The sequence below is a fragment of the Colwellia sp. Bg11-12 genome, from assembly GCF_014076955.1.
In the GTDB taxonomy this organism is placed as follows: Bacteria; Pseudomonadota; Gammaproteobacteria; order Enterobacterales; family Alteromonadaceae; genus Colwellia_A.
Window position 1 is genome coordinate 1 of the sequence record NZ_JACGUZ010000060.1, and the last position, 24,965, is coordinate 24,965.

General features: G+C 37.6%; 22 protein-coding genes. 8 read left to right on the plus strand and 14 right to left on the minus strand.

What is annotated here, in order from left to right; translation table 11 throughout:
- The 5 genes from H4J39_RS07740 to H4J39_RS07760 all read right to left on the minus strand — a co-directional run.
- On the minus strand, positions 1-932 hold a 932-nt coding region (locus H4J39_RS07740), incomplete at its 3' end, for a proline dehydrogenase family protein (protein WP_182227106.1).
- Between the two features lie 134 nt (positions 933-1,066).
- Positions 1,067-2,752: a thiamine pyrophosphate-dependent enzyme gene (locus H4J39_RS07745; protein ID WP_182227108.1), complete on the minus strand. Its 1,686-nt coding sequence runs from the start codon at positions 2,750-2,752 to the stop codon at positions 1,067-1,069.
- 96 nt (positions 2,753-2,848) lie between these two features.
- Positions 2,849-3,346, minus strand: a complete 498-nt coding sequence (locus H4J39_RS07750; RefSeq protein WP_182227110.1) for a pyridoxamine 5'-phosphate oxidase family protein — start codon at positions 3,344-3,346, stop codon at positions 2,849-2,851.
- Positions 3,347-3,680: 334 nt separating this feature from the next.
- Positions 3,681-4,388: a Crp/Fnr family transcriptional regulator gene (locus tag H4J39_RS07755; protein ID WP_182227112.1), complete on the minus strand. Its 708-nt coding sequence runs from the start codon at positions 4,386-4,388 to the stop codon at positions 3,681-3,683.
- Between the two features lie 326 nt (positions 4,389-4,714).
- Positions 4,715-5,479 (minus strand): Crp/Fnr family transcriptional regulator, encoded by a 765-nt coding sequence (locus H4J39_RS07760; protein WP_182227114.1) that lies wholly within the window; start codon positions 5,477-5,479, stop codon positions 4,715-4,717.
- A gap of 561 nt (positions 5,480-6,040) precedes the next feature.
- On the opposite strand from H4J39_RS07760, the gene H4J39_RS07765 reads away from it, so the two are divergent.
- Complete coding sequence (locus tag H4J39_RS07765; protein ID WP_182227116.1) at positions 6,041-6,490, plus strand: universal stress protein; 450 nt, start codon at positions 6,041-6,043, stop codon at positions 6,488-6,490.
- Between the two features lie 391 nt (positions 6,491-6,881).
- Positions 6,882-9,620: an aconitate hydratase AcnA gene (gene acnA / locus H4J39_RS07770; RefSeq protein WP_182227118.1), complete on the plus strand. Its 2,739-nt coding sequence runs from the start codon at positions 6,882-6,884 to the stop codon at positions 9,618-9,620.
- A gap of 158 nt (positions 9,621-9,778) precedes the next feature.
- Here the strand turns inward: acnA and H4J39_RS07775 are convergent, their stop codons facing one another.
- The 6 genes from H4J39_RS07775 to H4J39_RS07800 form a co-directional block, all read right to left on the minus strand.
- Positions 9,779-9,994 carry a hypothetical protein gene (locus H4J39_RS07775; protein WP_182227120.1) on the minus strand — a complete coding sequence of 72 codons (216 nt, stop codon included), beginning with the start codon at positions 9,992-9,994 and terminating at the stop codon, positions 9,779-9,781.
- Positions 9,995-10,134: 140 nt separating this feature from the next.
- Complete coding sequence (hflC, locus tag H4J39_RS07780) at positions 10,135-11,118, minus strand: protease modulator HflC (protein ID WP_182227122.1); 984 nt, start codon at positions 11,116-11,118, stop codon at positions 10,135-10,137.
- Positions 11,115-12,233, minus strand: coding sequence for an FtsH protease activity modulator HflK (gene hflK, locus H4J39_RS07785; protein ID WP_182227124.1), 1,119 nt, complete (start codon positions 12,231-12,233; stop codon positions 11,115-11,117). The genes hflC and hflK overlap by 4 nt, the downstream gene beginning before the upstream one ends.
- 775 nt (positions 12,234-13,008) lie before the next feature.
- Positions 13,009-13,410, minus strand: coding sequence for a hypothetical protein (locus H4J39_RS07790; protein ID WP_182227126.1), 402 nt, complete (start codon positions 13,408-13,410; stop codon positions 13,009-13,011).
- Positions 13,411-13,826: 416 nt separating this feature from the next.
- Positions 13,827-14,360: a DUF1569 domain-containing protein gene (locus H4J39_RS07795; RefSeq protein ID WP_182227128.1), complete on the minus strand. Its 534-nt coding sequence runs from the start codon at positions 14,358-14,360 to the stop codon at positions 13,827-13,829.
- Positions 14,361-14,468: 108 nt separating this feature from the next.
- Positions 14,469-14,762, minus strand: coding sequence for a hypothetical protein (locus H4J39_RS07800; RefSeq protein WP_182227130.1), 294 nt, complete (start codon positions 14,760-14,762; stop codon positions 14,469-14,471).
- Between the two features lie 376 nt (positions 14,763-15,138).
- Here H4J39_RS07800 and H4J39_RS07805 point away from each other — a divergent pair, with 376 nt between their 5' ends.
- The 3 genes from H4J39_RS07805 to H4J39_RS07815 all read left to right on the plus strand — a co-directional run bounded on the left by H4J39_RS07805 (position 15,139) and on the right by H4J39_RS07815 (position 20,535).
- Positions 15,139-16,287: an ATP-grasp domain-containing protein gene (locus tag H4J39_RS07805; RefSeq protein WP_182227131.1), complete on the plus strand. Its 1,149-nt coding sequence runs from the start codon at positions 15,139-15,141 to the stop codon at positions 16,285-16,287.
- A gap of 66 nt (positions 16,288-16,353) precedes the next feature.
- On the plus strand, positions 16,354-18,468 hold the full coding sequence (locus H4J39_RS07810) for a S9 family peptidase (protein ID WP_182227133.1): 2,115 nt from the start codon (positions 16,354-16,356) through the stop codon (positions 18,466-18,468).
- A gap of 447 nt (positions 18,469-18,915) precedes the next feature.
- Entirely contained in the window at positions 18,916-20,535 is a 1,620-nt protein-coding gene (locus tag H4J39_RS07815) for a GGDEF domain-containing protein (RefSeq protein ID WP_182227135.1), read from the plus strand.
- A gap of 117 nt (positions 20,536-20,652) precedes the next feature.
- Here H4J39_RS07815 and ribA read toward each other — a convergent pair whose 3' ends face one another.
- Positions 20,653-21,249, minus strand: a complete 597-nt coding sequence (gene ribA / locus H4J39_RS07820; protein ID WP_182227137.1) for a GTP cyclohydrolase II RibA — start codon at positions 21,247-21,249, stop codon at positions 20,653-20,655.
- Positions 21,250-21,538: 289 nt separating this feature from the next.
- Positions 21,539-22,081, minus strand: coding sequence for a carboxymuconolactone decarboxylase family protein (locus H4J39_RS07825; protein WP_182227139.1), 543 nt, complete (start codon positions 22,079-22,081; stop codon positions 21,539-21,541).
- A 107-nt stretch (positions 22,082-22,188) separates the two neighbouring features.
- Here H4J39_RS07825 and H4J39_RS07830 point away from each other — a divergent pair, with 107 nt between their 5' ends.
- The 3 genes from H4J39_RS07830 (at position 22,189) to H4J39_RS07840 (ending at position 23,680) form a co-directional block, all read left to right on the plus strand.
- A complete protein-coding gene (locus H4J39_RS07830) occupies positions 22,189-22,773 on the plus strand; it encodes a TetR/AcrR family transcriptional regulator (RefSeq protein WP_182227141.1) in 585 nt (194 codons plus the stop codon).
- Between the two features lie 131 nt (positions 22,774-22,904).
- Positions 22,905-23,126 carry a hypothetical protein gene (locus H4J39_RS07835; protein WP_182227143.1) on the plus strand — a complete coding sequence of 74 codons (222 nt, stop codon included), beginning with the start codon at positions 22,905-22,907 and terminating at the stop codon, positions 23,124-23,126.
- Between the two features lie 89 nt (positions 23,127-23,215).
- Positions 23,216-23,680, plus strand: a complete 465-nt coding sequence (locus tag H4J39_RS07840) for a hypothetical protein (RefSeq protein WP_182227145.1) — start codon at positions 23,216-23,218, stop codon at positions 23,678-23,680.
- A 139-nt stretch (positions 23,681-23,819) separates the two neighbouring features.
- Here H4J39_RS07840 and H4J39_RS07845 read toward each other — a convergent pair whose 3' ends face one another.
- Positions 23,820-24,779: a DUF1186 domain-containing protein gene (locus tag H4J39_RS07845; RefSeq protein WP_182227147.1), complete on the minus strand. Its 960-nt coding sequence runs from the start codon at positions 24,777-24,779 to the stop codon at positions 23,820-23,822.
- Between the last annotated feature and the right edge of the window lie 186 nt (positions 24,780-24,965).

Genomic DNA, 24,965 nt, shown 5'->3' on the forward strand with positions numbered 1-24,965 from the left:
ACAGCTTCAATAATATCAAGTGATATATCTAAACGTTCAGATTCTTCTGCATCAACGGTTAAGCCAATATTGTAGCTTTTTGCTTGTAAACAAAGTGCCTTAAGTTTTGGCACAATTTCAGCCATCACGCGTTCTTTGTGGATAAATTCATAACGAGGATGAATCGCTGAAAGTTTTACTGAAATACCAGGAACTTTACGAGGATCATCTTTACCCGTAGCACGAGCTACATCCCCAATCGCGTCTATTGCCTCTTGATAAGCTTTAAAATACTTATCAGCATCATTCATCGTACGTGCACCTTCACCGAGCATGTCAAATGAATAGACATAGCCTTGCTGCTCTTTATCAGCAGCACGCTCAGTTGCGGCAATGATTGTATCGCCCATCACAAACTGCTTACCCATAATTTTCATGGCGTAGTTCATTGATTTCCGAATAACAGGTTCACCTAAACGACCGACAATTTGTTTCAGTAAACCAAAACTTTCCTTTTTGCGTTTATCAGCATAATTCACCATAGTGCCGGTAATTAACAAGCCCCATGACGAGGCATTAACGAACAATGAATCGCTGCTGCCTAAATGACTGTTCCATTGCCCTTGAGAAATTTTGTCACGAATTAAAGCATCTTGAGTATGTTTGTCTGGTACTCGTAACAAGGCTTCGGCCAAACACATCAAGACCACACCTTCTTCACTTGAGAGAGTGTATTCTTTTAATAAGGCGTCTATTGCACCGTTACCTGATTCGTCTTTACGAATTTGAACAGCCATTTTACGCGCTCTTTCCCACGCTCGACTTCTTGCACCAACATTTACTTCTGCCAGTGGTAATATATGATCTACCGCGATTTGTTCATCAATACGGTAGAACTCACGAATTTTCTGACGAAGAGGACAGTCTGTATTAAACGAACCATTAAAAAGCATATAGTTATCCTTGAAAAATATTAAATAGTATTTTGTAATGACTTAAGTGATTACAATTTAATTTATGCTACGACTGCTTTGTTAGCTCGTTGTCAATCATCGCGAACAAGATACGTAACAAAGTCTAAGTCCTTTTAATTTAAAAACTCTTTAGCTTTAGCAATCGAATAATTTACTGCTTGTGACAGTTCAAGCTTGGGCGGCATAACCAATTCATTTGGATCGATATGGACATCAAGCACACAGGCCTCTGTACGAGTAAATGCCTCTTTCAATGCATCGACAAGCATTTCAGGGCGTTCTACGCTCCAACCTTCTCCACCACATAATCGAGCAAATTCAGCAAAATCTGGATTTTTTAATGCCGTTTTATAATTAGGGTAACCACTGCTTTCTTGTTCAAGTTGAATTAGCCCCAATTTGGCGTTGTTAAAAATAATAACTTTTATCGGTAATTTACGATTGACCACGGTAATAAATTCTTGCATTAACATACTAAAACCACCATCCCCGATAAGTGCTATTACCTGCCGGTCAGGAAATTTTAATTGTGCGCCTATCGCGCCAGCCATGCTAAATGCCATCGTGGCCAAGTTACCTGAAAGGGTAAATAGTTGGTGTTCAGTTACGGGTAAATGACGTGCGGCCCAAGCAGTCACCGTGCCAGTATCACAAAGAAAAATCGCATCTTTGTTGGCAAGCTCGCCGATTGCTCGTGCTAGGAACTGCGGTTTTATTGGCGTGGCTTGCGAGCTTTCTTTTTCGCCTTGTTCTCTTGACCATTTCATTTTTTGGTGACGACATTCAGCAAGAAAATTGTTGTCATCTTTTTGGGGTAAATCAATAATTAATTGCTCTAGCACTTCACTTACCTCTCCAACTATCGACACATCGACTGGGCAACGTCGACCTATGTGTCTAATATCTATGTCCACTTGAATGACTTTCGCTTTTCCTGGGTAATACTCTTTGTAGGGAAAATCAGTACCGAGCATAATAAGTAAATCACAATTATTTATTGCCTCAATTGATGGTCGCGTACCAAGTAAGCCAAGTCCTCCTAAGGAATATTCATGATCATCTGGGAGTAATACTTTTGCTTTTAATGTTCTAATAAGTGGTGCATTGCATTTTTTCAACAAAGTAAGTAGCTGTTGACGCGCTGGAATAGCCCCTACACCCGCAAGAACTACAATTTTATTAGCTTGCTCAATTAGGCTAAGTGTATTGTTTAATGCTGATGCTAAAGGTTTGGTACTGCCCGTTTCAGTGCCCGCGATTGGATGACAAGTAATACCTGCTTCTACTTGCTCAGTGGCCACATCTGCAGGAAGGGCAATATGAGCAACACCCTTTTCAACAATCGCACTATTACACGCTTGCTGTATGATCTCAGGGACACGATCAGCAGCAAACAACGTTTGATTAAATACAGCGACATCAGAAAAAAGAGCCGATGAATTGATTTCTTGATGTGAGTTATTACCCATTTCAGAACGTGGTAACTGCCCTGTTATTGCTAGGACAGGTACGTGGTCAAGCTTAGCGTCGTACAACCCATTGAGTAAATGTATGGCTCCACCTCCAGCAGTACCGACACAAACAGCAAGCTTACCGGTTAATTTTGCTTGGGCTGATGCGGCAAACGCCCCACTTTCTTCATGACGAACTTGAATAAATTCTATTTCTCCATTGCGGCGTATAGCGTCCATCAAATCATTAATCGCATCACCTGGAATACCAAAGACATGGCGGACACCATATTTGTAAAGTGTCTCGACAATGTGGTCGACAACTTTACGTTTTTTGATTGTAGACATGTATTCCCCTTTCAATTTAAAATAAGTTTATCGAGATGTATTTTAATTAAGCACTACCCATAGCGTTCTGAATTTAAAAATTATGTTCACTCATTATTAACGACTTTCATCAGGCTCAATTGATTCATGAACATTATTTACTGCTGAAACTCCCGGAGTAAATAATTGTCTGATGCTATTTAACATCGTGTTATGCTTCCAATGCTCTGCTCGTACTAAACTCACTTTCAATAAAGCAATGTCTGGGTTATCCAATCCATCTTGAACCCACGTTTCATAACGTGACTCCCATAATTTAATCAACATAGCTTTACTTTTAATTACCTGAGTGATCCCAGATACCGAAATAAAATGGTTATCTTCTTTGATAAAGCTAAGATTTACGAAGCTGTTTTCAGTCAATTCACCAATCAACTCTGAAGATAGCGTTGTAAAAAAGAAGAGTTCCCCTTCAGCGCTAACTTCAACGGTTTCCATCGGTCGACTTTTCAGTACTCCATCAGCAGACCTAGAAACGAGCATTGCAACATCACCTATATTAATAAGCTTTTGAATGTGTGAGATATCTCTCTGTAAGTGCTTTTCACTTTGCATTGTATTTTTCTCCGATTAAATGTATTCAACCGTGTTATATGTTTTTAAAGACGGCTAAGACAGTTAACATAAAAACAGTTATCTTTGATTTATTAAGCTAAATCTAAAAATATTATACGGTGACAAGGGGGAGCGCTCTGTACGTTAGCGTACTGTCTAAAAAGTGTGTTTTAACCTAAACGGCTTAAAACTAATGCAGGCAAGTTGAAACAGAGGGTTTCTAAAGAGGTCTTAGCGCTGATTAACAGACTAAAAATAGTGTAAAATGCTGTTTGAGATTATAATAAAGGTCTTTACTAACGCTTATTCGAAACAAACGAATAGCTAAATTGGTCTAGTTTAACATATTGGTATAATTACCTTTCATCAGCTGATAACACTCACAAGCTTCCAACTCTAAGCCCTTACGATTAAGTATCTGAATGGTACCTCGTGTGTAGCTAATTAACTTTTTATCTTTTAATATCCCAGCGGCCACTGTTATCCCACTTCTTCGAACGCCAAGCATATCAGCAAGAAATAGATGTGTTAGGTTTAAATGAGTAGAGTGTGCCCTATCATCAGTCATGAGTAACCAACGAGCAAGACGAGATACTATGGGATGAAATCGCATGCAGACTAATGATTGTGAACATTGCACAAACAAAATGTAAAGGTAATCATTTAATCTTTTTAACAGTAATGGAAAGTTTTTCAGTTGATACTGAAATTGCTTAACAGATAAGCGTAGAGCCGTTCCGGACCCCTGGACAACAGCTCTATCAGGTGCCGATTCTACCCCTGAAATATTGGAAATACCCAACATACCTTCATTACCGATAATACACAGTTCAAGCGGTGGGTGTCTCGTTCCTGTAGTGACCAGTGAAATATACCCTGTTAAAGGATAGAATATGTAGTCAATGCCTTGCCCACGCTCATGCAATATATCACCGGAGGTTAAATGGACCTGCTCGCATTGCGCTAAAATAGTTTTTCTTAGTTTACTCGGTAGCCCATCTAACAGTTTATTGGTGACTTCTTGCTTTTCTTTTGATCGCATGTGTTTGCTCTCTGGTACAGAAAAATGATATTGCGTTAAATAATTGAAATTTATAGCAGCAATAGCCAAGTGTAAGCTTTATAAAATAAGGGTTCTGTGCGCTGGCAAACATTGCTAATTTATATGAGCTTATAACTTAAATATTTTATAATGATTAGTTTACTAAGCAATAGCGGTGTCTAAAATGTAGCGTGATTTCCTTCAATGTCAGCGCTAAAGTCATAACGTTTTGACGCTGATATTAAAGGAAGAGTTTTGATACTCATAAAAAGCATCAATTTATGAAGGTAAAAGACAGTTTTACCCACTAGAATAAATAGCGTTGATTAAAGATTAATAACGTTTTGTGAGTGATAATAATATTTTTCGTTTCCTTGAGGGAGCAATCGGTCAGTTTCTTTTTTTACAACCGCATAGCATTCACAACTTAAGTCTTCAAGTTTCTGCCTATTTAACACGGTAATATGCCCGCGATGATAATCAATCACACCCAACTTCTGAAGTTTCCCAGCAGCTTCGGTCACACCTTCACGGCGTACCCCTAGCATATTACCAATAAGTTCCTGAGTCATCGCTAGGGTATTATCCGGTAACCGGTCAAGCGACAGTAATAGAAAACGGCACAATTGCTGATCAATCGTATGGTGGCGATTACATACTGCAGTCTGTGACATTTGAGTAATGAGTGATTGGGTATAACGAAGCATTACACCTAACAATTTACCATGGCGATGGAACTCTTCGGTTAAGCGTTTTCCTTTAAGTCGATAAGCATAGCCCGCACTTTGAACTACGGCTCGGCTAGAGGTACTTTCTCCGCCCATAAACAACGCAATACCAACAACGCCTTCGTTACCTACCACAGAGATTTCTGCCGAAGCGCCACTCTCCATTACGTATAATAAAGACACAATAGAATCAACAGGAAAGTACACATTAGCGAGCTTATCACCGGCTTCGTACATCACCTCACCTAACTCTAATTTTACTAATTCAACAAAAGGAAAAAGTCGTTCTTTTACTTCCTCAGGCAAGACAGCTAGTAAGTGATTTTGTAAGGGAGTAATTTGGGTGTCGATTATTTTTTGCATCGTGTGGCGTCCCTTCTTAATAATTAAATGAAGCTGCTAAAGATTATTATACGTTAACAAAAACAATCTCGCTGTTCGGTTCGATACCGTACACAACATTCTTTTTTAGGTGATAAGTTTATTTTAGGTAATTAAGTAAACAAAAAGTATATATCGCAGTAATCAACATTTAGATCACCCGAAGTACATGGGCAAAAACTCAGATAACTACAAAACAAGCAACAATAACATTTAAAGACCCTACAATTAAGCTTTGCCCTATTGTTGGGTCTGGCGAAGTAATAACCTACTGTTCTAGTGGCTTTCGCATAAAAAATAATACGATAATTATTAGGTTATGTGTGACACCGTACAGATATATTTTTACATTAAGTACAAGGTGTTATTTATGTAGTGCTTAACGTTATAAAATTTTATTCATTAATGGATAATACCATGAAAAACCATAAAAGTTTTACTACAGTAAAAGACGTAGCACGCTTGAAAACAGGTAAAACAACAAGTTAATGCTTTGCCAGCCACCAATAAAAAAAACATTGTAATTTAAGAGAGGAAAACTTTATGTATAAACATATTTTATTTGCCACAGAACTTCATGATTCAAAAAGCTATATTGAAGATAAAGTCGCGCAACTACAACAGTTCACCGAAGCTAAACTCAGTATTATTCATGTGGTAGAGCCGATACCTAATTATGGTGGAGCACTCGGTGTTGTTCCGGGTCCAGACCCTGTTGGCAGTTTTGGTAATACAGAAAAACGAAAAGAACAAGCCGAAGAGATACTTCAACCATTAGCTAAAAGGCTAAATATCACCGAGCAAGACTTGTGTATATCGGTCGGATATATTAGCGAAGAAATATTGGCTTTCGCAGAAAACGAAAGTGTCGATTTAATTATAACAGGTAGCCATGGCGTACACGGTTTACGATTATTATTAGGCTCTACCGCAAATGCCATTTTACACGGCGCAAAATGTGATGTATTGGCAGTGCGTTATAAAGAGCAATAAGCATTGATTTAAGCAATAAATATATTGCTTTGAATATTATGATGGTAACGAACCTGCTGTGAGCGACCCGATCAATTAAGTCGGTAATTAATATGACATCGTCAATTATCTATCGGTTGCAGCTAGACTTACCTTTTCATAACAGGTGTTCATCGAGGGTCGTATCACTAATTTATCCTGTCTTATCAAATCTATCTACCATGATAAATTATTTGACTCGAGTCTCATTTGTAATAAACACCCTACTGATTGTTATATAATTAAACATGTCACCAGCCCTTTATTTTGGCTGCTACATCATGTTTTCGTCCATGTATGCTAGGGTATATTTACTACGTTTATCATGAGACGTATACCAATTAGATTAATACTTTTAATGGAGATAACGACAATGGCCAACTCTATACAACGTTTGAAGCAGCTTGAAATTAATGGTGAAATTTGCCAGTACCACAGTTTTGATGGTTTGGCGGATAAGTATTCACTTTCACGTTTGCCTTTTGCCGCTAAAATCCTCTTAGAAAATCTATTGCGTCATGCAGATAGTGATTTTGTTCAACAAGGGGATATTGAAACCTTAGCCAATTGGGATGTAGACAACTGGCAAGATACTGAAATTGCCTTTGTACCTGCTCGCGTAATTTTGCAAGACTTTACTGGGGTACCCGCCGTAGTTGATTTAGCGGCTATGCGTGATGCAATAGTAAAAATGGGCGGAAAAGCCGAAAAAATTAACCCGTTAAATCCAGTAGAATTAGTCATTGACCATTCTGTAATGGTCGATGTGTTCGGTCAAGCTGATGCGATGGAAAAAAATACCGCGATTGAGTTTCAACGTAATCGTGAACGTTACCAGTTTTTACGTTGGGGCCAGCAAAGTTTTGATGATTTTAAGGTGGTTCCACCAGGTCGCGGTATTGTGCATCAAGTAAATCTCGAATATTTAGCCCGAGTGGTATTCAAAAAGCCAGACGAAAATAATTTACTTTATCCTGACACTTTGGTCGGCACCGATTCACATACCACCATGATTAATGGTTTAGGTGTGTTGGGTTGGGGAGTAGGAGGTATAGAAGCTGAAGCGGCTATGTTAGGCCAACCCGTTACGATGTTAATACCAGAAATTGTTGGTTTTGAATTGACAGGAAAATTACCTCCAGGCACTACCGCTACTGACTTAGTGTTAACGGTGACCGAACAATTACGCGCGGCGGGAGTAGTGGGTAAGTTTGTCGAATTTTTTGGCCCTGGCGTGAACGAACTCACCTTGGCAGACCGAGCGACCATTGCTAATATGGCGCCCGAGTATGGCGCGACTTGTGGCATTTTCCCTATCGATCATCAAACCACTGATTATCTAAAATTAACAGGGCGTGACAGCGAACATATTGAACGCATAGAGTCTTATTTAAAAACAATGGATATGTGGGGTACTGAGTCGCAAGAAAATGCGGTCTATCACAGCCGATTATCGTTAGCACTCGATACAGTCGTGCCTTCTATTGCTGGACCTAAACGCCCACAGGACCGAATTTCATTAAACAGAGCCGGTCTTGCCTACCGTGACTGGTTAGCTTTACAACACGGCATTAAACACGTTGATTCTAGCCAAAGTGAAAGTGGTTTTGAAAGTGAAGGTGGACAACCATCTGTACTGCTACCGACAAGTAATGAGGATTCAGGTGTACCTTGTCAGTATGGAGATGAAGATTTTGTCTTAAAACATGGTGCTGTAGTGATAGCTGCAATCACTAGTTGCACTAACACTTCAAATCCATCGGTATTAATTGCCGCTGGATTATTAGCCAGAAATGCGCGTCAGCGAGGATTAACGGTTAAGCCTTGGGTGAAAACCAGTTTTGCACCAGGTTCACAAGTGGTCACTGATTATCTGCTTAAGTCTGGTTTAAATGAAGATCTAGATGCTCTTGGTTTTCAGTTAGTCGGATACGGTTGTACGACCTGTATTGGTAATTCAGGCCCCTTACCTACAGAAATTAGCGACGCTATTCATCAAGGAGATTTGTCTGTTACGTCTGTTTTATCAGGTAACCGTAATTTTGAAGGTCGTATTCATCCAGAAGTACAAGCTAATTATTTAGCTTCTCCTCCTCTGGTAGTTGCCTATGCATTAGCGGGCAATATGAAAACTGATATTACAACTGGCGCGTTAGGTAATGATTTATCAGGTAAACCGGTTTATTTACATGACATATGGCCAGATAGTCAGGAAATTAAGCAAGTAATCGAAAAAGTTATCGACAGTTCAATGTTTATTTCCCGATATGAAGATGTGTATAGTGGTAATAAAGACTGGCAGGAACTGGATATAGTACAAAGCCAGAAATATGATTGGCCAGATTCTACTTACGTCAAATTGCCACCATTTTTTAACAATATTACCGCAAAAATACCAAGTATTAGCCCGATTAAAGATGCCCGATGTTTGTTAAAACTTGGTGATAGTGTCACTACTGACCATATATCGCCTGCCGGTTCCATTGCGCTAGATAGCCCCGCGGCAGAGTATTTACAAAGTGAAGGCGTATCACCTAAAGACTTTAACTCTTATGGCTCTAGACGCGGAAATCATGAAGTGATGATGCGCGGTACTTTTGCCAATGTTCGTTTACGTAATTTATTAGCACCAGGCACTGAGGGCTGTTGGACGACACTGATGCCATCGGGTGAAAAAATGAGTGTTTTTGATGCGGCGATGCAATACCAACAACAAAAAATTGCTTCGATTGTCTTAGCTGGAAAAGAATATGGTACGGGCAGTTCTCGTGATTGGGCCGCCAAAGGGCCTGCCTTATTAGGCGTTAAAGCGGTAATTGCACAAAGTTACGAACGTATTCATCGATCTAATTTAGTCGGCATGGGGATATTACCATTGCAGTTTATGCCGGATGATAATGCCGAGTCATTAAAGCTGACCGGTGAAGAGCAATTCAGTATTCCCGCAGTGAGTATTGGGCAGAAAACGGTGACAGTATCCGTTAAAACTGAAGACGGTAATGAACGTTCCTTTGAAGTAAAAATTCGTATTGATACACCAAACGAATTCAAATACTACCAACATGGTGGCATATTACATTATGTGCTACGAAATTTAGCGTCGACAGACTAATATTGTTACCCTTCTTAATTAATTTTGAAGGGTAAATTTTTAGCATAATGCATAAACAGGTCATATTATTGACCTGTTTATTATTCATTGTTGTAGAAGTTAACATTCAACTTTAGATTTTAAATGTAGATGCCTGAACGATAGTCAATATTCATGACTTATTCCTTAACAGGAATACCTTCGAGTAGTTTTATGATAGTGGGGTTGTTGTTTATATGAGCTAAATTAATGAGGTATTTTTTTTCAAGATCTTGCATGGATTGATTTGCTAGTAAGTTTTTTATTAATAACGCTTCACCATTTCCTATTGCGGTTTTCAAGGCAGAGAAGTTAACGGTAGCGTGTTTATTTTGATTAGTATAATGAGATCCCATGAGAACACTCCGTTAATTATTCGTTATGATAGCCACCGCTACTCCTAGCATCTAACGATGCAAATTAGGAGTACCAGTAAAGCGGTTTTTTATATGTAAACTCATTCGTATTGATGCTTTTTAAAATATCGATGCAGCGTTTACTTTTCAATGATATTTTTTGGGGGATTGGCATTGTGTAAATATTTAAATAAATCACTGTTAGTCGACAGTACTAATGTCGTATCTTCGCCAATAGCAAGTTCATAGGCTTGTAAGGTTCGTGTAAAAGCATAAAAATCAATAGATTCTGGGCTTTGGCTATGTGCTGTAGAATAAATTCCAGCAGCTTTAGCGTCGGCTTTACCGCGAATTTCTACAACTTGACGATAAGCTTCTGATTGAATTTTATTTAAATCACGTTCGCGGTTGCCTAATATTCTAGCTGCCTCACCTTTGCCTTCAGATAAGAATCTTTCGGCAATTTGGCGACGTTCACTGATCATGCGCTCATAAATTTTAGGTCGTACACTTTCATTATAATTAATGCGTTTAAAACGAATATCTAATAGTTCAATACCGAACACCTTAACCTTTTCTGCCGCGGCGTCAAATATGTCTTGTTCGACAAGTTTCCTACCTTTATGGATAGGCACTAAACTGCCCATATCCAATGCTTTTTCTGCATCAGTTAACAATGGGTCACGCAGAGGTTGACGGCCTTTCGTGGTACGAATAATTTCAATTAGCTTATGTGTTGCTACCGCATTTCGTGTCTCACTACCAAAAATATCATCTAATCTTGATTGCGCACTACGCTCATCACCTAAACGTAAAAAATACGGCAATGGGTCGGTTATCTGCCAGCGTGCATATAAGCTAACAGAAATATATAACTTGTCCTTTGTCGGCATATCTGAAGGTGTGCCTTCCCATTCCAACACACGTTTATCAATCGAATTAACCTGTTGAATATAAGGTAATTTAAACTTAATACCAGCATCAACCACTGGCTCCCCCACGGGACGACCAAATTGGGTAATAATGACTTGTTCGACTTCATTTACGGTGTAAAAGGCGCCATAAAGTAAGGTAATAATAACGAATAACAAAATGCTCGTGAACAAGCTTAAATAACGTTTCATGGTTTTCTCCCTTCAATAGATGTTAAATTAAGCAAAGGTAAAACATCTATTGTGCCACTATCGATGATAATTTTGTTGCTTATGGTTGGCATTACTTTTTGCATGGTCTCCACGTAAATGCGCCTGCGAGTTACCTCTGGCGCCAATTTAAATTGGTCATATAGTGCATTAAAACGTAACACATCACCTTCTGCTTCATTAATTCGTTTTATTCTATAGCCATCAGCTTCGCGAATACGTTGATCTCGCTCGCCTTCTGCCAATGGGATAATACGATTGTAATCTCGGCGCGCTTCATTAATCAGCTTTTCCTTTTCTTGTTGAGCCTGATTTACCTCATTAAATGACGCTTGAACGGGCTTCGGCGGATTAATATTCTTTAATTGAACTTGGTCAATACTAATGCCCATTACATATTTAGTTGCCAAAGCCTGCATTTTTTTAAGTGCTTCAACTTCAATTTCTTGGCGGCCAATAGTGATCACTTCGTCAACAGTTCTATCACCCACCACTTCACGCATCACTGATTCAGATACATAGCGCAATGTGCCTGCAGGGTCACGTACTTCAAATAGGTAATTTTTGGGGTCAGCAATTCGATACTGAATGACCCATTCAACCAGTGCAGTATTCAAATCTCCAGTCACCATTTGGGTTTCTCCCACTTGATTACTTGCCACGGCTAAGTCACGCTCACGAGCAGTACGGCCCATATTGTTTAAAGAATCATTGAATGAGTTGTTTAAGGAAATATTTTGGTCAGGGTCTTTAGCACCAGGCGTTGAAAAGCCAAACTCTTGCTTCAACTGTCGCTTTGTTGGCACAATGTTGACTTGATCAATACCTAAAGGTAATTTGAAATGTAAGCCTGCGGGGAAAATAGCTTCAAACTTACCAAATCTCAGTACAACGGCTACAGAATCGCTAGGAACTGTGTATACCGCAGTATAAATACCACCAGTGAGCAATATAACTGCAAGGATAATCCATCCAGGTTTTTTGCCACTACTCGTTGGCAGTAATGCTTGATACTTTTGAAAAAATTTACCGACTACTTTGCTTAAATCAGGTAGATCTGATTTGGACTTTTTAGCGTTGTTATTCTCTGGCGTCATAGGTTTCTCTATTTATTAAATAACCTTCTAAAAAATAGGTTTTAACTTTATAATTAATGACAAATCCACCCTATCAAACTGTAAAATAAAACTTTAATTAAATAAATTGCATCTTATAATTTGTTTTAGATAGATTCACTTTGTAATTTCGACTCACGATTATCAGTAAATGCTACGATAAATAATATTATTTTTCTGTTCGATACCACACGTAGTAGTCATAAATTATTTCAGCCAATACTGCCTGTGATAGTTATAACATCATCACAAAGAATGAATATTTGATTGAAGTAGAGTGTATATATAACGTTTCCATAGGCTGAGTTTATTAGATAACTTAGTCAATTGAATCTGAGGAAAATCACATGGTGACTTTTCTTAATTTTTATAAGTGCTTACGTTCACCGTTGATTTGGCAAGTATTGAATGATTACTGACACACTTTTGCAGATAAGGTCTCTATTTAAAAGGAGGGCTAAAGTGGTGGGACATTAATTTCTGTTTGACAAATCTCAACCCGCGGACAAACACTGACTACTTTATTATGATATACCTTGTTCTGGTAATTAGCTGGAAAATCCAGGAGCAAATAGCCAACGAATATTTGTCCTGCTTGAGAGCCATGCTTGCTATACAACGACACCAAACTCTTAATTTTTATTGTTTTAAACTATTAACGTTACGTTCATCGAGTAAATTTTCGTAGTTAATAAATGTAAATATGTAGGTGCACGCCAATAATGTTGGAATTAATCATATTGCCAACTGATACAAACTAACTGTTAGCCATTATTTGACCAGCTTGAATTAATTCTTCAGCTTCTTTAATAGTCAATTTTGATGATTCGCAAATAACATAACCATTAACTTGAGAGATAATATATTTGGGTGGAAGAGTTCTAGGAATATGCTCAAACTCTCTTTCTACAAGCTTAATTGAAGCGAAGCTGTCTGATCCACATAACTCAGTAGCTCTTCGATTAAATATTTTATGAGCAGCTTTGAAGTCACTCCAAGGTGCAAAATTTGTTTTGGCTAGAATTGAATAAAGCCCTGCTTGAATCTTATGATCAGCAAACCCACCACCTAATGCATTGGGTTCCATATTTAAATTATGATTGGATGCAGTACAGCCACTTAACAATAAGAGTAAGGCAACACACTTTAAAATTTTCAATATCAGTCCTTGTGAATGAATAATCTCCTGCTTAGCGGCGAGAAATAGTTGGCTAAAATAGGTGTAGTACAAACGTTAAGCCACTGTTTTGTTTGTTTGAGTAAATAATTATAAATAAAGGGATCATTGATACCATTAAGTACACTTAAATCACCCAACTATATTCACCGTGTAACAACATGCCAAATAACATAAAACCAGGACAAGAAACCATGTAGAATTGCCCATAAGACCGACTCATTTACACCCTATGAAATCGCAATAGAGAGTGCTGTTCCAAAGGTAACCCCATATTTTGCTATTTCTTTCCCTGAATTATTCATTAGTTATACGCCTCGTTTTATTATTTGAACTTAATATAAAAGTTGTGATGAACAAACACCGCCAGCTGTAATTATTATTTATTAAATAGCTTTTTAGCTCTTTATTTCTTGAAGATGATTATATAAATGCATCACATGCGCGATTTCATATTCATCTTTTGTTAGTTCACCATATGCAAAGTGCGGGGCAAGAGTCCCCTGATAACAATCAAACTCAATTAATGATTTTTTCAAGCGATTTAGCGCTATCATAGCGTCTAAACCTTTAGTCAGTTCAGGCGCGCTTGGAATGGGTTCGTTCAAACCGTGAGTCATCTTGCCTTTAGATGCAAAAATTGAGAAGGCTAATTTCCCAACAGTACGCTTAAAGAATTTCGATTTATGTTCTGGAAACTCAGACATTGAAAACTCTATACTTTGTGCGCAATGCGTAAATATTTGATATGGATCCCACTCCCCTATATTTAAAAAGTTTTCATGAGACAATTTATCCAGTTTTCTTAAAGCTAAATCCACAGTAAGGCTATCTTTGCTGCTATCTTCAATGAGCAAAAATGTCCCTGCACCTATGCCTATAATTCCTGCTCCTGTTGCCAGTGAAGTTTTAACAAACTGCCTACGTTTCATAACTTACTCCTCAAAAAGCTAATGCTCTAATTATAAGGGGGAATAATTGTTGGCTAAAATAGATGAGCAGAAAAAAAAAGAGCCAACGGTTAAAGTCTTACTGAATAGCTATTTAGGTAAAGGTTGCACTGTTTCTGCTGATTTTAACTGCATAGTTAGGATAACTAAAATCCCACCCCATATCCCTACGATACCATTACCACTAAAACCAAGAATAATGACCAAAGGTTTTAATAAAAATGAATGAAGTAAAAACACAGGAATTATTAAGAGCATAATCAGTTTAAAATTAAATGCTATTTTAATTTTTTTTTCACAGTTAGAACAGATCTTAATTTTTCCAAATGCACTTAACGTCTTAGAAAAAAAGCCCAATTTTTGTTTACAATGTGGACACTTCATTAACTTTCCTCAGTTACTTACCGCTTATTTTACCAGCAAACTTATTGACTAATGAGTTCCAAAGCTTGGCGTAATGCTCAAACGATTTAGCTCTAATTGGATCGATTATATAATTAAAATAACAAGTGACCAAGTTTACCCACAATATAATTTTTTATCATATTAACACCTTAAGCTTTAAACGCTTTTAACTAAAAACCAAGCCCATAGCTTAACTTAAATAAATAGTACCTATTGATTAGCGTCTGTTAACTATAAAATGATCCTGTTCCCTCGCTTTTAAGTAAAAAGTACCCATATTCTTGTATATTAATGTATAGAGATTGTCTAGACTCAGGACCGAATAATCTGAGCTGATAATTATAAGAGGTGTTTAATGGCTAATGTGTTAATCGTTGGTAGAAGAAGTCGTTGTTATCGCGCTGCATTAAAAATCGGGCATAAGGTCTTTCTATGGAGTGATGGCCCCCTACACGAAAGTCGAAAAGAAAAGTTGGCGGGTTGCATTGAAACACCTTTTTCACATTGTGAAAAAAACATTTTAACATCTGATATAGAGGCGATCAGTAAATTCAATATAGAATTTGTTATTGCAGCGACTGAATCAAGTGTTGACATCGCTGCGATGGTCCGAGAAACATTCAAACTTTCAGGTACTCCACTGAAAATCACCAGCATTTTACACAATAAAAATGCCATGAAACTCGAAGCCTTAAAACACGATATACCTATTACAAAGTTTCATCTGATTAATGAAAAAGATACGCCCGAGACGTTGGTAGAAAGGTTAGGATTACCACTTGTTGTTAAACCTGTCGCTGAATCAGGTGCAAGAGGAGTTAGGGTATTAAAAAGCCTTGAAGATGTTAATAAACATTCAAAACCAGGTCTTCTAGCAGAAGCCTTTGTTGAGGGCTGCGAAGTCAGTGTAGAAACGTTAATTCATAACGGAATTCCTATTTTTCACAATATCACTGACTACCTTCATCAGTGGAAAAAATCAATATTACCCGCAACTTTAGAGCAAGACTTAACACAAGAGATCATCAAAATAAATGATCGTGTCATTAAAGGTTTTGGCGTTGTAAATGGTATGACCCACTCAGAATTCTATCTCACTAAGAAGGGCCCTGTGTTTGGGGAAATGGCCGTTCGACCTCCTGGTGGGTATTATATGGAACTGATTGAGTCTGCCTATGGTTTTAATCCATGGAAAACCTACGTTCAACTAGAAACAGGCGCTACACCAGCGCCTTTACCCGCAAAGGCTAATAAATACGCATGTGTGCTTATGATTCATCCTGGAGCTGGTATTGTTGACGAAATTTTGGGCTTAGAAAAGTGCAAAGCGCTGAAAGAAATAGAACAATTTAAATTTAAAATCGAACCCGGATTTGAAGTTCCCGAATATAACAGTACCAGCAGTGAAATTGGTCATATTATTATGGCTGCCGATTCACGTGAGATCTTACTTGAAAAGTTAAAGTTTGTTGAAGACAACCTAATCGTCAAGATAAAAAAATAGCATCGCATCAATAATTAATTGCATGATTATAACCTCATTAAAATAACATTTAAATAGGAGCACTTAGTGCCAACATCTCCACTTATATCAGCGACGACGAACAAAAGTATTGACGCGCCAATAGCAAAGAAAATTCCACATAAAATGGAAGTTCATAATCATCAACGTGTGGATAATTATTATTGGATGCGCGACGATCAGCGAAGCGATGAAAGTGTTTTAGCCCACCTTAAAGCTGAAAATAACTATGCTGATGCCATGTTATCGAGCCAAAAACCGTTACAAGAAAAACTTTTTCAAGAGCTCAAAGACCGGATCGTAAAAGACGACAATACGGTCCCCGCAAAAGACGGTAAATATTGGTATCACAGTGAAATTAATGGTGAGCAAGAATTTTCAAACTATTATCGCGCAACAAGCTTTACTGGCGACAATAAAACACTGTTATTAGATGTAAATGAGCGAGCTAAAGACCATGAATTTTATGATTTAGGTGATTTATCGATAAGTCCAAATGATGCAATAATGTCGATATCTGAAGACACCGATAGCCGCCGTATTTATACCATTAACTTTAAAAACTTAGTTGAATCCACTGATGCTAAAGAAGCTTATTTAACTGATACTCTCTTTGAAACTGAAGGACAAATTGTTTGGTCTAATGACAATCAAACGGTATATTATGTAAAAAAAGATCTAGAAACCTTATTAGGTACGCAGGTTTATCGTCATAAATTAGGGTCACCACAATCAGATGACATTCTTGTTTATGAAGAAGAAGATCATCGTTTTTATATGAGTTTAGACAAGAGCAGAGATGAATCTCAAATTTATATTTGTTTACACGCGACCCAATCAACACATTATCTAGCACTCAGTGCAGACGAACCTAACGGTGAGTTTTTAGCACTATTTCCCTATCAAGAACAGCATGAATATCACGCTGATAAATTGGGTGAATATTTTTATATTGTCACCAACTATCAAGCTAAAAACTTTAGGTTAATGAAAGCGGCTATTGATCAAATTGATGATATCAGTAACTGGCAAGAAGTGGTCCCACACAGAGAAGCTGTGCTACTAGAAGGCTTTGAAGTGTTTAATAACTTCATTGTCGTTACCGAAAGAGAACAGGGTCAAATTCGCTTCATTGTACACACAACCCAGGGAGAAAATGCCGGTCATCACTATCCGCTATCTTTTGACGACCCATGCTATTTTGCTTGCCTTGATGAAAACCCAGAGCCAAACAGTACTATCGCAAGGTTATATTATTCTAGTTTAACAACACCCGATTCTTTATTTGAGTTTGATTTAGCAACAGGCCAGCGAAAACTGCTAAAACAGCAACAAGTATTGGGTGATTTTGAAAAAGAAGATTATCAATCAGAACGTTTATTTATTATCGCTCGCGATGGTGCAGAAGTTCCGGTATCTATTGTATATCGAGGCGATAAATTTAAAAAAGATGGAACAAATCCCCTACTTCAATACGGTTATGGTGCCTATGGGATCACCATAGATCCAGACTTTTCGAGTCAAACGTTAAGTTTACTCGACCGAGGTTTTGTTTACGTTATTGCCCATGTTCGTGGCTCAGAAATGTTAGGTAGACAATGGTATGAAACAGGGAAAAAAGAACATAAAAAAAATACCTTTAATGACTTTATTGATGTTACTAAGGCATTGGTTGCTAAGGGTTATGGGGCTAAGGATAAAATATTTGCCTCTGGTGGTAGTGCCGGTGGTTTGTTGATGGGGGCGGTAGTTAATCAAGCGCCCGAGCTATATTTAGGTATTGGCGCTCATGTACCATTTTTAGACGTGTTAACGACAATGCTCGATGAAAGCATACCGCTAACCACCAATGAATATGACGAATGGGGCAACCCAAACGAAGCACAAGCCTATAAAGATATTTTAGCTTATTCACCCATTGATAATATCAGTGCTCAACACTACCCCAACATACTGGTCACCACCGGATTACACGATTCACAAGTACAGTATTTTGAACCGATGAAATGGGTAGCAAAAATGAGAGCCCTTAAAACTGATGATAACTTATTGCTATTTAAAACTGATATGGACGCAGGCCATGGCGGTGCATCAGGACGCTTTAAAAGTTTAAAAGAGAAAGCGCTCGAAATGAGCTTTTTTATCTCTTTATTGCCTGACTAAACGTGCAACGTTGTTATTTACACGTTTGTTTGGATAACATTGTCGATAATAGAAATAAAAAAACCTGATAAAATCCCTCTAAAAAGTGACCCGTTTTATTGAACGGGTCACCTAACCATAAAAAGCCAATGATTAACCTTAAAATCACCCATAATTGCTAATAACTCATTCGTTTATTTATCTATAGATGCCACTGATATTTATAGATATTAATCGCTTATTCGAGCATGATCACAATGCAAAATATAAAAACTTTTTAGCATATAATTTCTAATGTTAATTATGTTTCAACTTGATTTTATTGATGGTTTGCTTAAAAATAATACTATTTAAGCTAAAAACCTTTGCTTGAACTATAATATTAAAAAGTGATTATAATTGGCTTAACATTGCATTATTTAATTCTAGTTTATTGTTCAATCCTAATAGTCTTTGCGTGTTAACCGCATGGCCAAACGTTATAAGTTCATTTTCAACTTTGTGTTAATAGCATTATTAGCTATTTCAATACAAGCATTCGCTGCTGACGTAGTACCGAAGCTTAAGCAAGTTAGTGTACAACTCAAATGGTTTCATCAATTTCAATTTGCTGGTTTTTATGCCGCTATAGAGCAAGGCTATTTTACCGAAGCAGGGCTTAATGTTAAATTAATTGAAGGAGGACCAACCATAAAAGTCACAGAGTCTGTGACAAGTGGTAAAGCAGAATTTGGTATCGGTAACTCATCACTGTTAATTGATTACAATAACGGCTCACAAATAGTTGCTGTCGCCACCCTATTTCAACACTCTCCATCGATTATACTTGCCAGACGTGACGAAACTATTCGCACAGTAAAAGATTTGGAAGGACGAACAATAATGGGAAAATTACACACTGCTGAATTGATGACCTATCTTAAAGTGGCTGGTGTAGACCTAAAAAAAATTAAATTAGTCCCTCACACTGGCACGGTTGAAAGTTTAAAGCGGCCAAGTGAAAGTGTCATAGATGCGACCACGGCTTACCTTTCTTCTGAGCCTTTCTTAGCCACACAACTTAACATCCCCTATCATATATTTAATCCTAGAGATCTTAATATTGATTTCTATGGTGATACGCTATTTACTTCTAGTCGTTTTGCCAACCTTCACCCTGAAATTGTTACTGCAATGCGTAATAGTCTTATTAAAGGTTGGCAATATGCCCTTAAAAATTCAGATGAACTTGTATCAATAATATTAGCAAAATACCACCCAAAAAAAGATCGATTAGCCCTTAGCTACGAATCCCAAACTATAATTCCTCTATTCGCATCTGATATAGTTGATATAGGGCTTATGAGCCACAGACGTTGGCATGAAATAGGCAGTGCTTTTGTAAAATCAGAAACGCTAAAACAGGACTATACTGTTGATGGCTTTTTGTTTGAGAATAAAGAGCCCCTTCCGACATGGGTGTATAATTTATTAGTGGCAAGTTTACTTATAATTACCCTAATCACCTTCATCGCAGTGTATATTTTAAGCATTAATCGAAGATTAACACTCAGTCTTGAGCAAATAAAAGAACAAAAAGAAATCATCGAATATCAAGCAACTCATGATACGTTAACCGGTTTACCAGAACTGAGGCTTTTGCACGAAAGATGGGATAAAGCGGTAAGTCGCGCTGACAGGGACAATTCCAGAGCTGCTATATTATTTATCGATTTAGATGGTTTTAAATTGGTGAACGACACATATGGTCACCATGCGGGTGATTTCGTCCTTAAAATTGTTTCAAGCAAGTTAAACAAGTCAATTCGTAATGTTGACACTGCCGCACGATTGGGGGGAGATGAATTTGTTGTCATATTGGATTGTATTAAAAGTATCGAAGACGCTCCTCTCATCGCAAATAAACTCATAGCAGCGATTTCTCAACCTATTAGTTACAACAATAGTGTCATTAATATTGGGGCAAGTATCGGTGTTGCTATTTATCCTGTGCATTCATCAAAGCCTGAAGAAATAATTAAACTTGCTGATCTATCTATGTATAAAGCTAAACAATCTGGGAAGAACAAATTTAAGGTGTATTCCTAGACCCTCTAACAAAACCTGTGTGAGTGCCTATGATTCCCCGCACTAACACCTATCAATCCTCCGCCGGTCTATTCGCAGAACAAAACGTTGATAACCTCACAAAAAAGCACTCAACTGTTAATCTATTTTCAAATCATGCTTACCGTGATTTTTTTTAGTACGTAGATAATTATTATTATCATCTTTTAAATGCAAACTCGTATTCACTTGCTCTACGATATTAAAACAATCTTTTAAGGCATTTAATTTTTTAGGGTTATTGGTGATCAAACGTAAATCAGTAACCGCTAAGGCTTGCAACATCGCAACGGCGTCTTCAAAACTGCGTTCATCTTCTTCAAAACCTAAATGTTTATTGGCTTGATAGGTATCCATGCCTTGGCTTTGTAATACATAAGCATCCATTTTATTGTATAAACCAATACCGCGACCTTCTTGACGGAGATAAAGGATAATTCCACCTTTATCTTTCATTATATTAATAGTTTCATCTAACTGTTCACCGCAATCACAACGAGATGAATGAAAAACATCACCGGTTAAACATTCTGAATGCATACGTACTAGCGGTGCTTGCTGATTTTTATCGGCCTGTTGAAAAATTAACGCAATGTGCTCATGGTTTTCATCAAACATACTAAAGGTTGCTATCTCTGCATCGATATCACTATGTAAACCAACTTTTAGATTAATTCTTGCACGTATTTCGTTCATGGGCTTCTTTATAAATTAGCAAAGGCGCCGTTATTAGCCCCTTAAATATTACCACTTGTTTACCTCATATTGAGATGTTTATCTAGGTTTCAAGTGCTAGTCACAAATGTCTATACGTTTAGAGTCAATCTTTGGTCCAAATTGTCTCACTTTTATTAAAATTATCATGGTGTGGCTCGCGTAATAAAGCGTTTAAAATAAGTCTGAATCTAACTTTGATACCCTACCGTTTTGCAGCGCGAAAGGTAGGGTATCGTAAATCAGTAACGTTATTTAAACTAACCGTAATTTATTTTACGTATTTCTTAAAAGCGTTATCTACTGGCGTATTAGCTAAATGATTCGTGTAGTTACTCATCACTTTTTGTGATAAACCTAAAATAATTTCGAGCAATTGTTGTTTGCCATAACCTGCAGCAAAAAACGTTTCAATTTGCGCATCGCTGATCACGCCACGTTCACGTACCATAGCGAGGGTTGTCTCACGCAGGGCTTCAAGCTTAGGGTTTGCAAGTGCCGTTTTGTTAACAAGTGCATCAACAATGCTTTGATCAACTTTCATTGCTTCTGCAATGCCACTGTGTGCAGGCACACAATAATGGCAGTTATGTTCAACATTAATTGATTGCCATACAACAGTGAGCTCTTCTGCGTTAAATGACGTTTTTTGAAAAAGCTCATGTAATACTTGGTAACCTTCAAGTAATGTTGGCGCTTCAGCCATTACTGCATGTAGGTTTGGTAACATACCAAATGCCGCTACTGAATTAGCTAATAAAGGTTTTGCCGCTTCTGGTGCATTGTCTGCTGTGTATAAAGTAAATTCTGTCATTTTTTGCTCCAATAAAAATAGTATTTCGTTAACTCGAGACTATGGTGCTTGATTTTGAGCGATCGGTCAAGTTATAATTGAGCGACTGTTCATCTTGGTTGTAAATTATGGTTAACAAGGTTAAATTTGAACGCGACGATGTAATTCGTAAAGCAAGCCAATTATTTTGGGAAAAAGGGTTCCATGCCACCTCGACACGAGACTTACAAGAGGTAGTAAATATGCGTCCTGGTAGTATTTATGCTGCATTTGGCTCTAAAGAAGGGCTTTATAGTGAATCGCTAAAAGATTACACAGCGCAAATACAAGCTCAAATTGAAGGTTTTTTAAATCACTCCGACTCCATACTAAGTGGCTTACGTGCATTTGTTGACAATGTGATTTTAGATCGCCAAAACTGCCCTAGTGCTATTTGCATGCTGATAAAAGCCAATAGCGAGTTTACAGAAAAAGAAGATACCTTACGTGAACTCAACTTAAAACTGCTTAAGATGTTTGAACAATATTTATGTGTGTTATTTAATCAAGCCATTAAAAATGGTGAATTAAACAATAATCGCACTGCGCTCGAATACGCTCAATTTTTTCAAATACAGTTTACGGGATTACGCGGTTATTTGAATCGCCCCGGAATTGATGAATTAGCACAACCGATGATCGATCAAATGTTTACTCTATTAAAGAATATTTAAGTGAAGATAATAGAGGGGAAGCTGTTTCTTTAGATTTATCTAATTATGTTGGTGAATCTGATGTTAAATTACGCTGGCATTATTTCGATCCCAACGCTACAGATTGGGATTGGTATGCACAAATAGATGATGTGTCATTAGTTTGTGAAAATGTACCGCAAGCTATACAGTGTGATATAAATTTGGATGGTTTTGTTGACCGTAGCGATATAAGATTAAGCGGGGCTGCGCGTAATCAACCCGCTGCACCTGGTGATCCGCGTGATAATGATGGCGACGGTATTATTACCGTATCGAATGCACGTCAGTGTGTTCAGATGTGTACTTTACCGCGTTGTGCGCCTCAACCGTAGTAGTAAATAATAGCTATAAACTTAGAAAGCTCGGCATAAGCCGAGCTTTTTTTCACAACAGATATACGTTCAGACTAGGGAAATTATTAATGTTTAGATTAATTTATATTTTAATCATCGCTTTATCTGGCTGTTTAGCGGGCAATTCTACTGTCGCTGAAACAGCAAAAACCATAGAGACTTCGGCTAAAATAGAGCGCGATTTTTCACTAACCAATCAAGAGCTAACCTCTGTCATTACAATACGCGCTGAAGAAGCTATAAAGTATCAAAATTTGAAATTACGTTTGATCTCGTTAGAAGATTCTAGATGCCCCATTGGTATGGCATGTATTTGGGCAGGTCAATTGATTGTAACACTTGAAGTTTTAAATGAGTTCGAAGAAAAAATAGAGGTGAAATTGACACGTAAGCGCGAGCCAGAAATTGCTTATGCTTTTGGTTATCGTTTGCTTTTATTAAGCGTCGAACCCCATCCGAAAAAAGGCAAAGATATTCAATTGAGCGATCAAATCATTCAGTTTGAAATCACAAAGCTTGCTGATAAAGTATAAAACGATCCCTTTTTAGGCGCACCTCAATTCAGCAAATACTGAATTAAGGTGTAAATATAGCTATGTAATACATTTTATTCATAGCTATAGTGTTCAACATTTTACTTTTAACCAATAAAGCATATCTCTACTTACTGTTTTACTGTAAACAACATTTTTTATATTTCTTTCCACTGCCGCACGGGCAAGGATCATTGCGGCCAGCCATAGCTAATGAACTAACAGGCACACTGTTCTCTAAAATTGTATTTTCGTCATACAAAATATTAGCCAGTAAGCCGCCTTCCCCCATTAACGAATCAAATATATCAAGGTCTTCGTCTGGTATATTATCGAGTTCTTCATCGTCTGAATCATCATCAATCCAAGCACTTAAGGTATCAACAACATTAAACTCTGTTTGAATAATGCCAGCCTCAATCAGCTTAGGTGCATCTCCCCTATCCCATGCTTTTACTTCACATTGTTTAAAGCGATCTTCATCAAATACGTCTTTATCACATAATTTAATAAACTGATTTTTAAAGTCATCAAGTTGATATTCAATACAAGAATCTGCTAATGCACTCATCAAGAAACTACTGATTGAACTTGGCAAAGCTAAAAAGGCTGATAACCATCGAGTCACGTGCTCACCTAATTTAATCTTATCGATAGTTCCCACTTCGTATTGAGCAAAGACCGCTTCAATAGCAGATGCTTTGCAATACATTGCTTGATGACCATCAACAATGTAATCAGACAATACTTGGGTATTACCATTTGCCACATTATAAAATAAGGTTGGTGTTAATTCAGTAAGAGCATCGCCAAAGACCCCTTCAAGCGGGGTTAGAAACGTATCACTGCGCGAAAAGAGCTGTAAACATTTTGACAACGCAGGAGCATATTTTAATTCTGCTAATAATAACGTGCCAAAAAATAAAATAGCCTGCTGCTCATCGGTTAGCGAGGTATCATCTGTAATAAATTGATCTATTAATCGCTCTAAATCAGGATAAAATATCGACCAATTCGTTTTAACTGCTTCGAGCGCTTCAACAGGTAGTTCGTTGCCATGTGAATGAGCTATTACCAATAAAGCTTGTTCTAAATTCATGTAAGTTCCGCGTTAAGTAATCAATGATGAGTGGCCAATGCCAAATGTTATATCTTAAACACTTCCTATTGCCGTTACCATTGAAAGCAACAGATCTAAACGAATTTTCATTTGATTTCCGATTATTTTATTAACGTCGCCTCCAGAAACCAATACTCATGCGCACATCAACTAACTTTTTACACA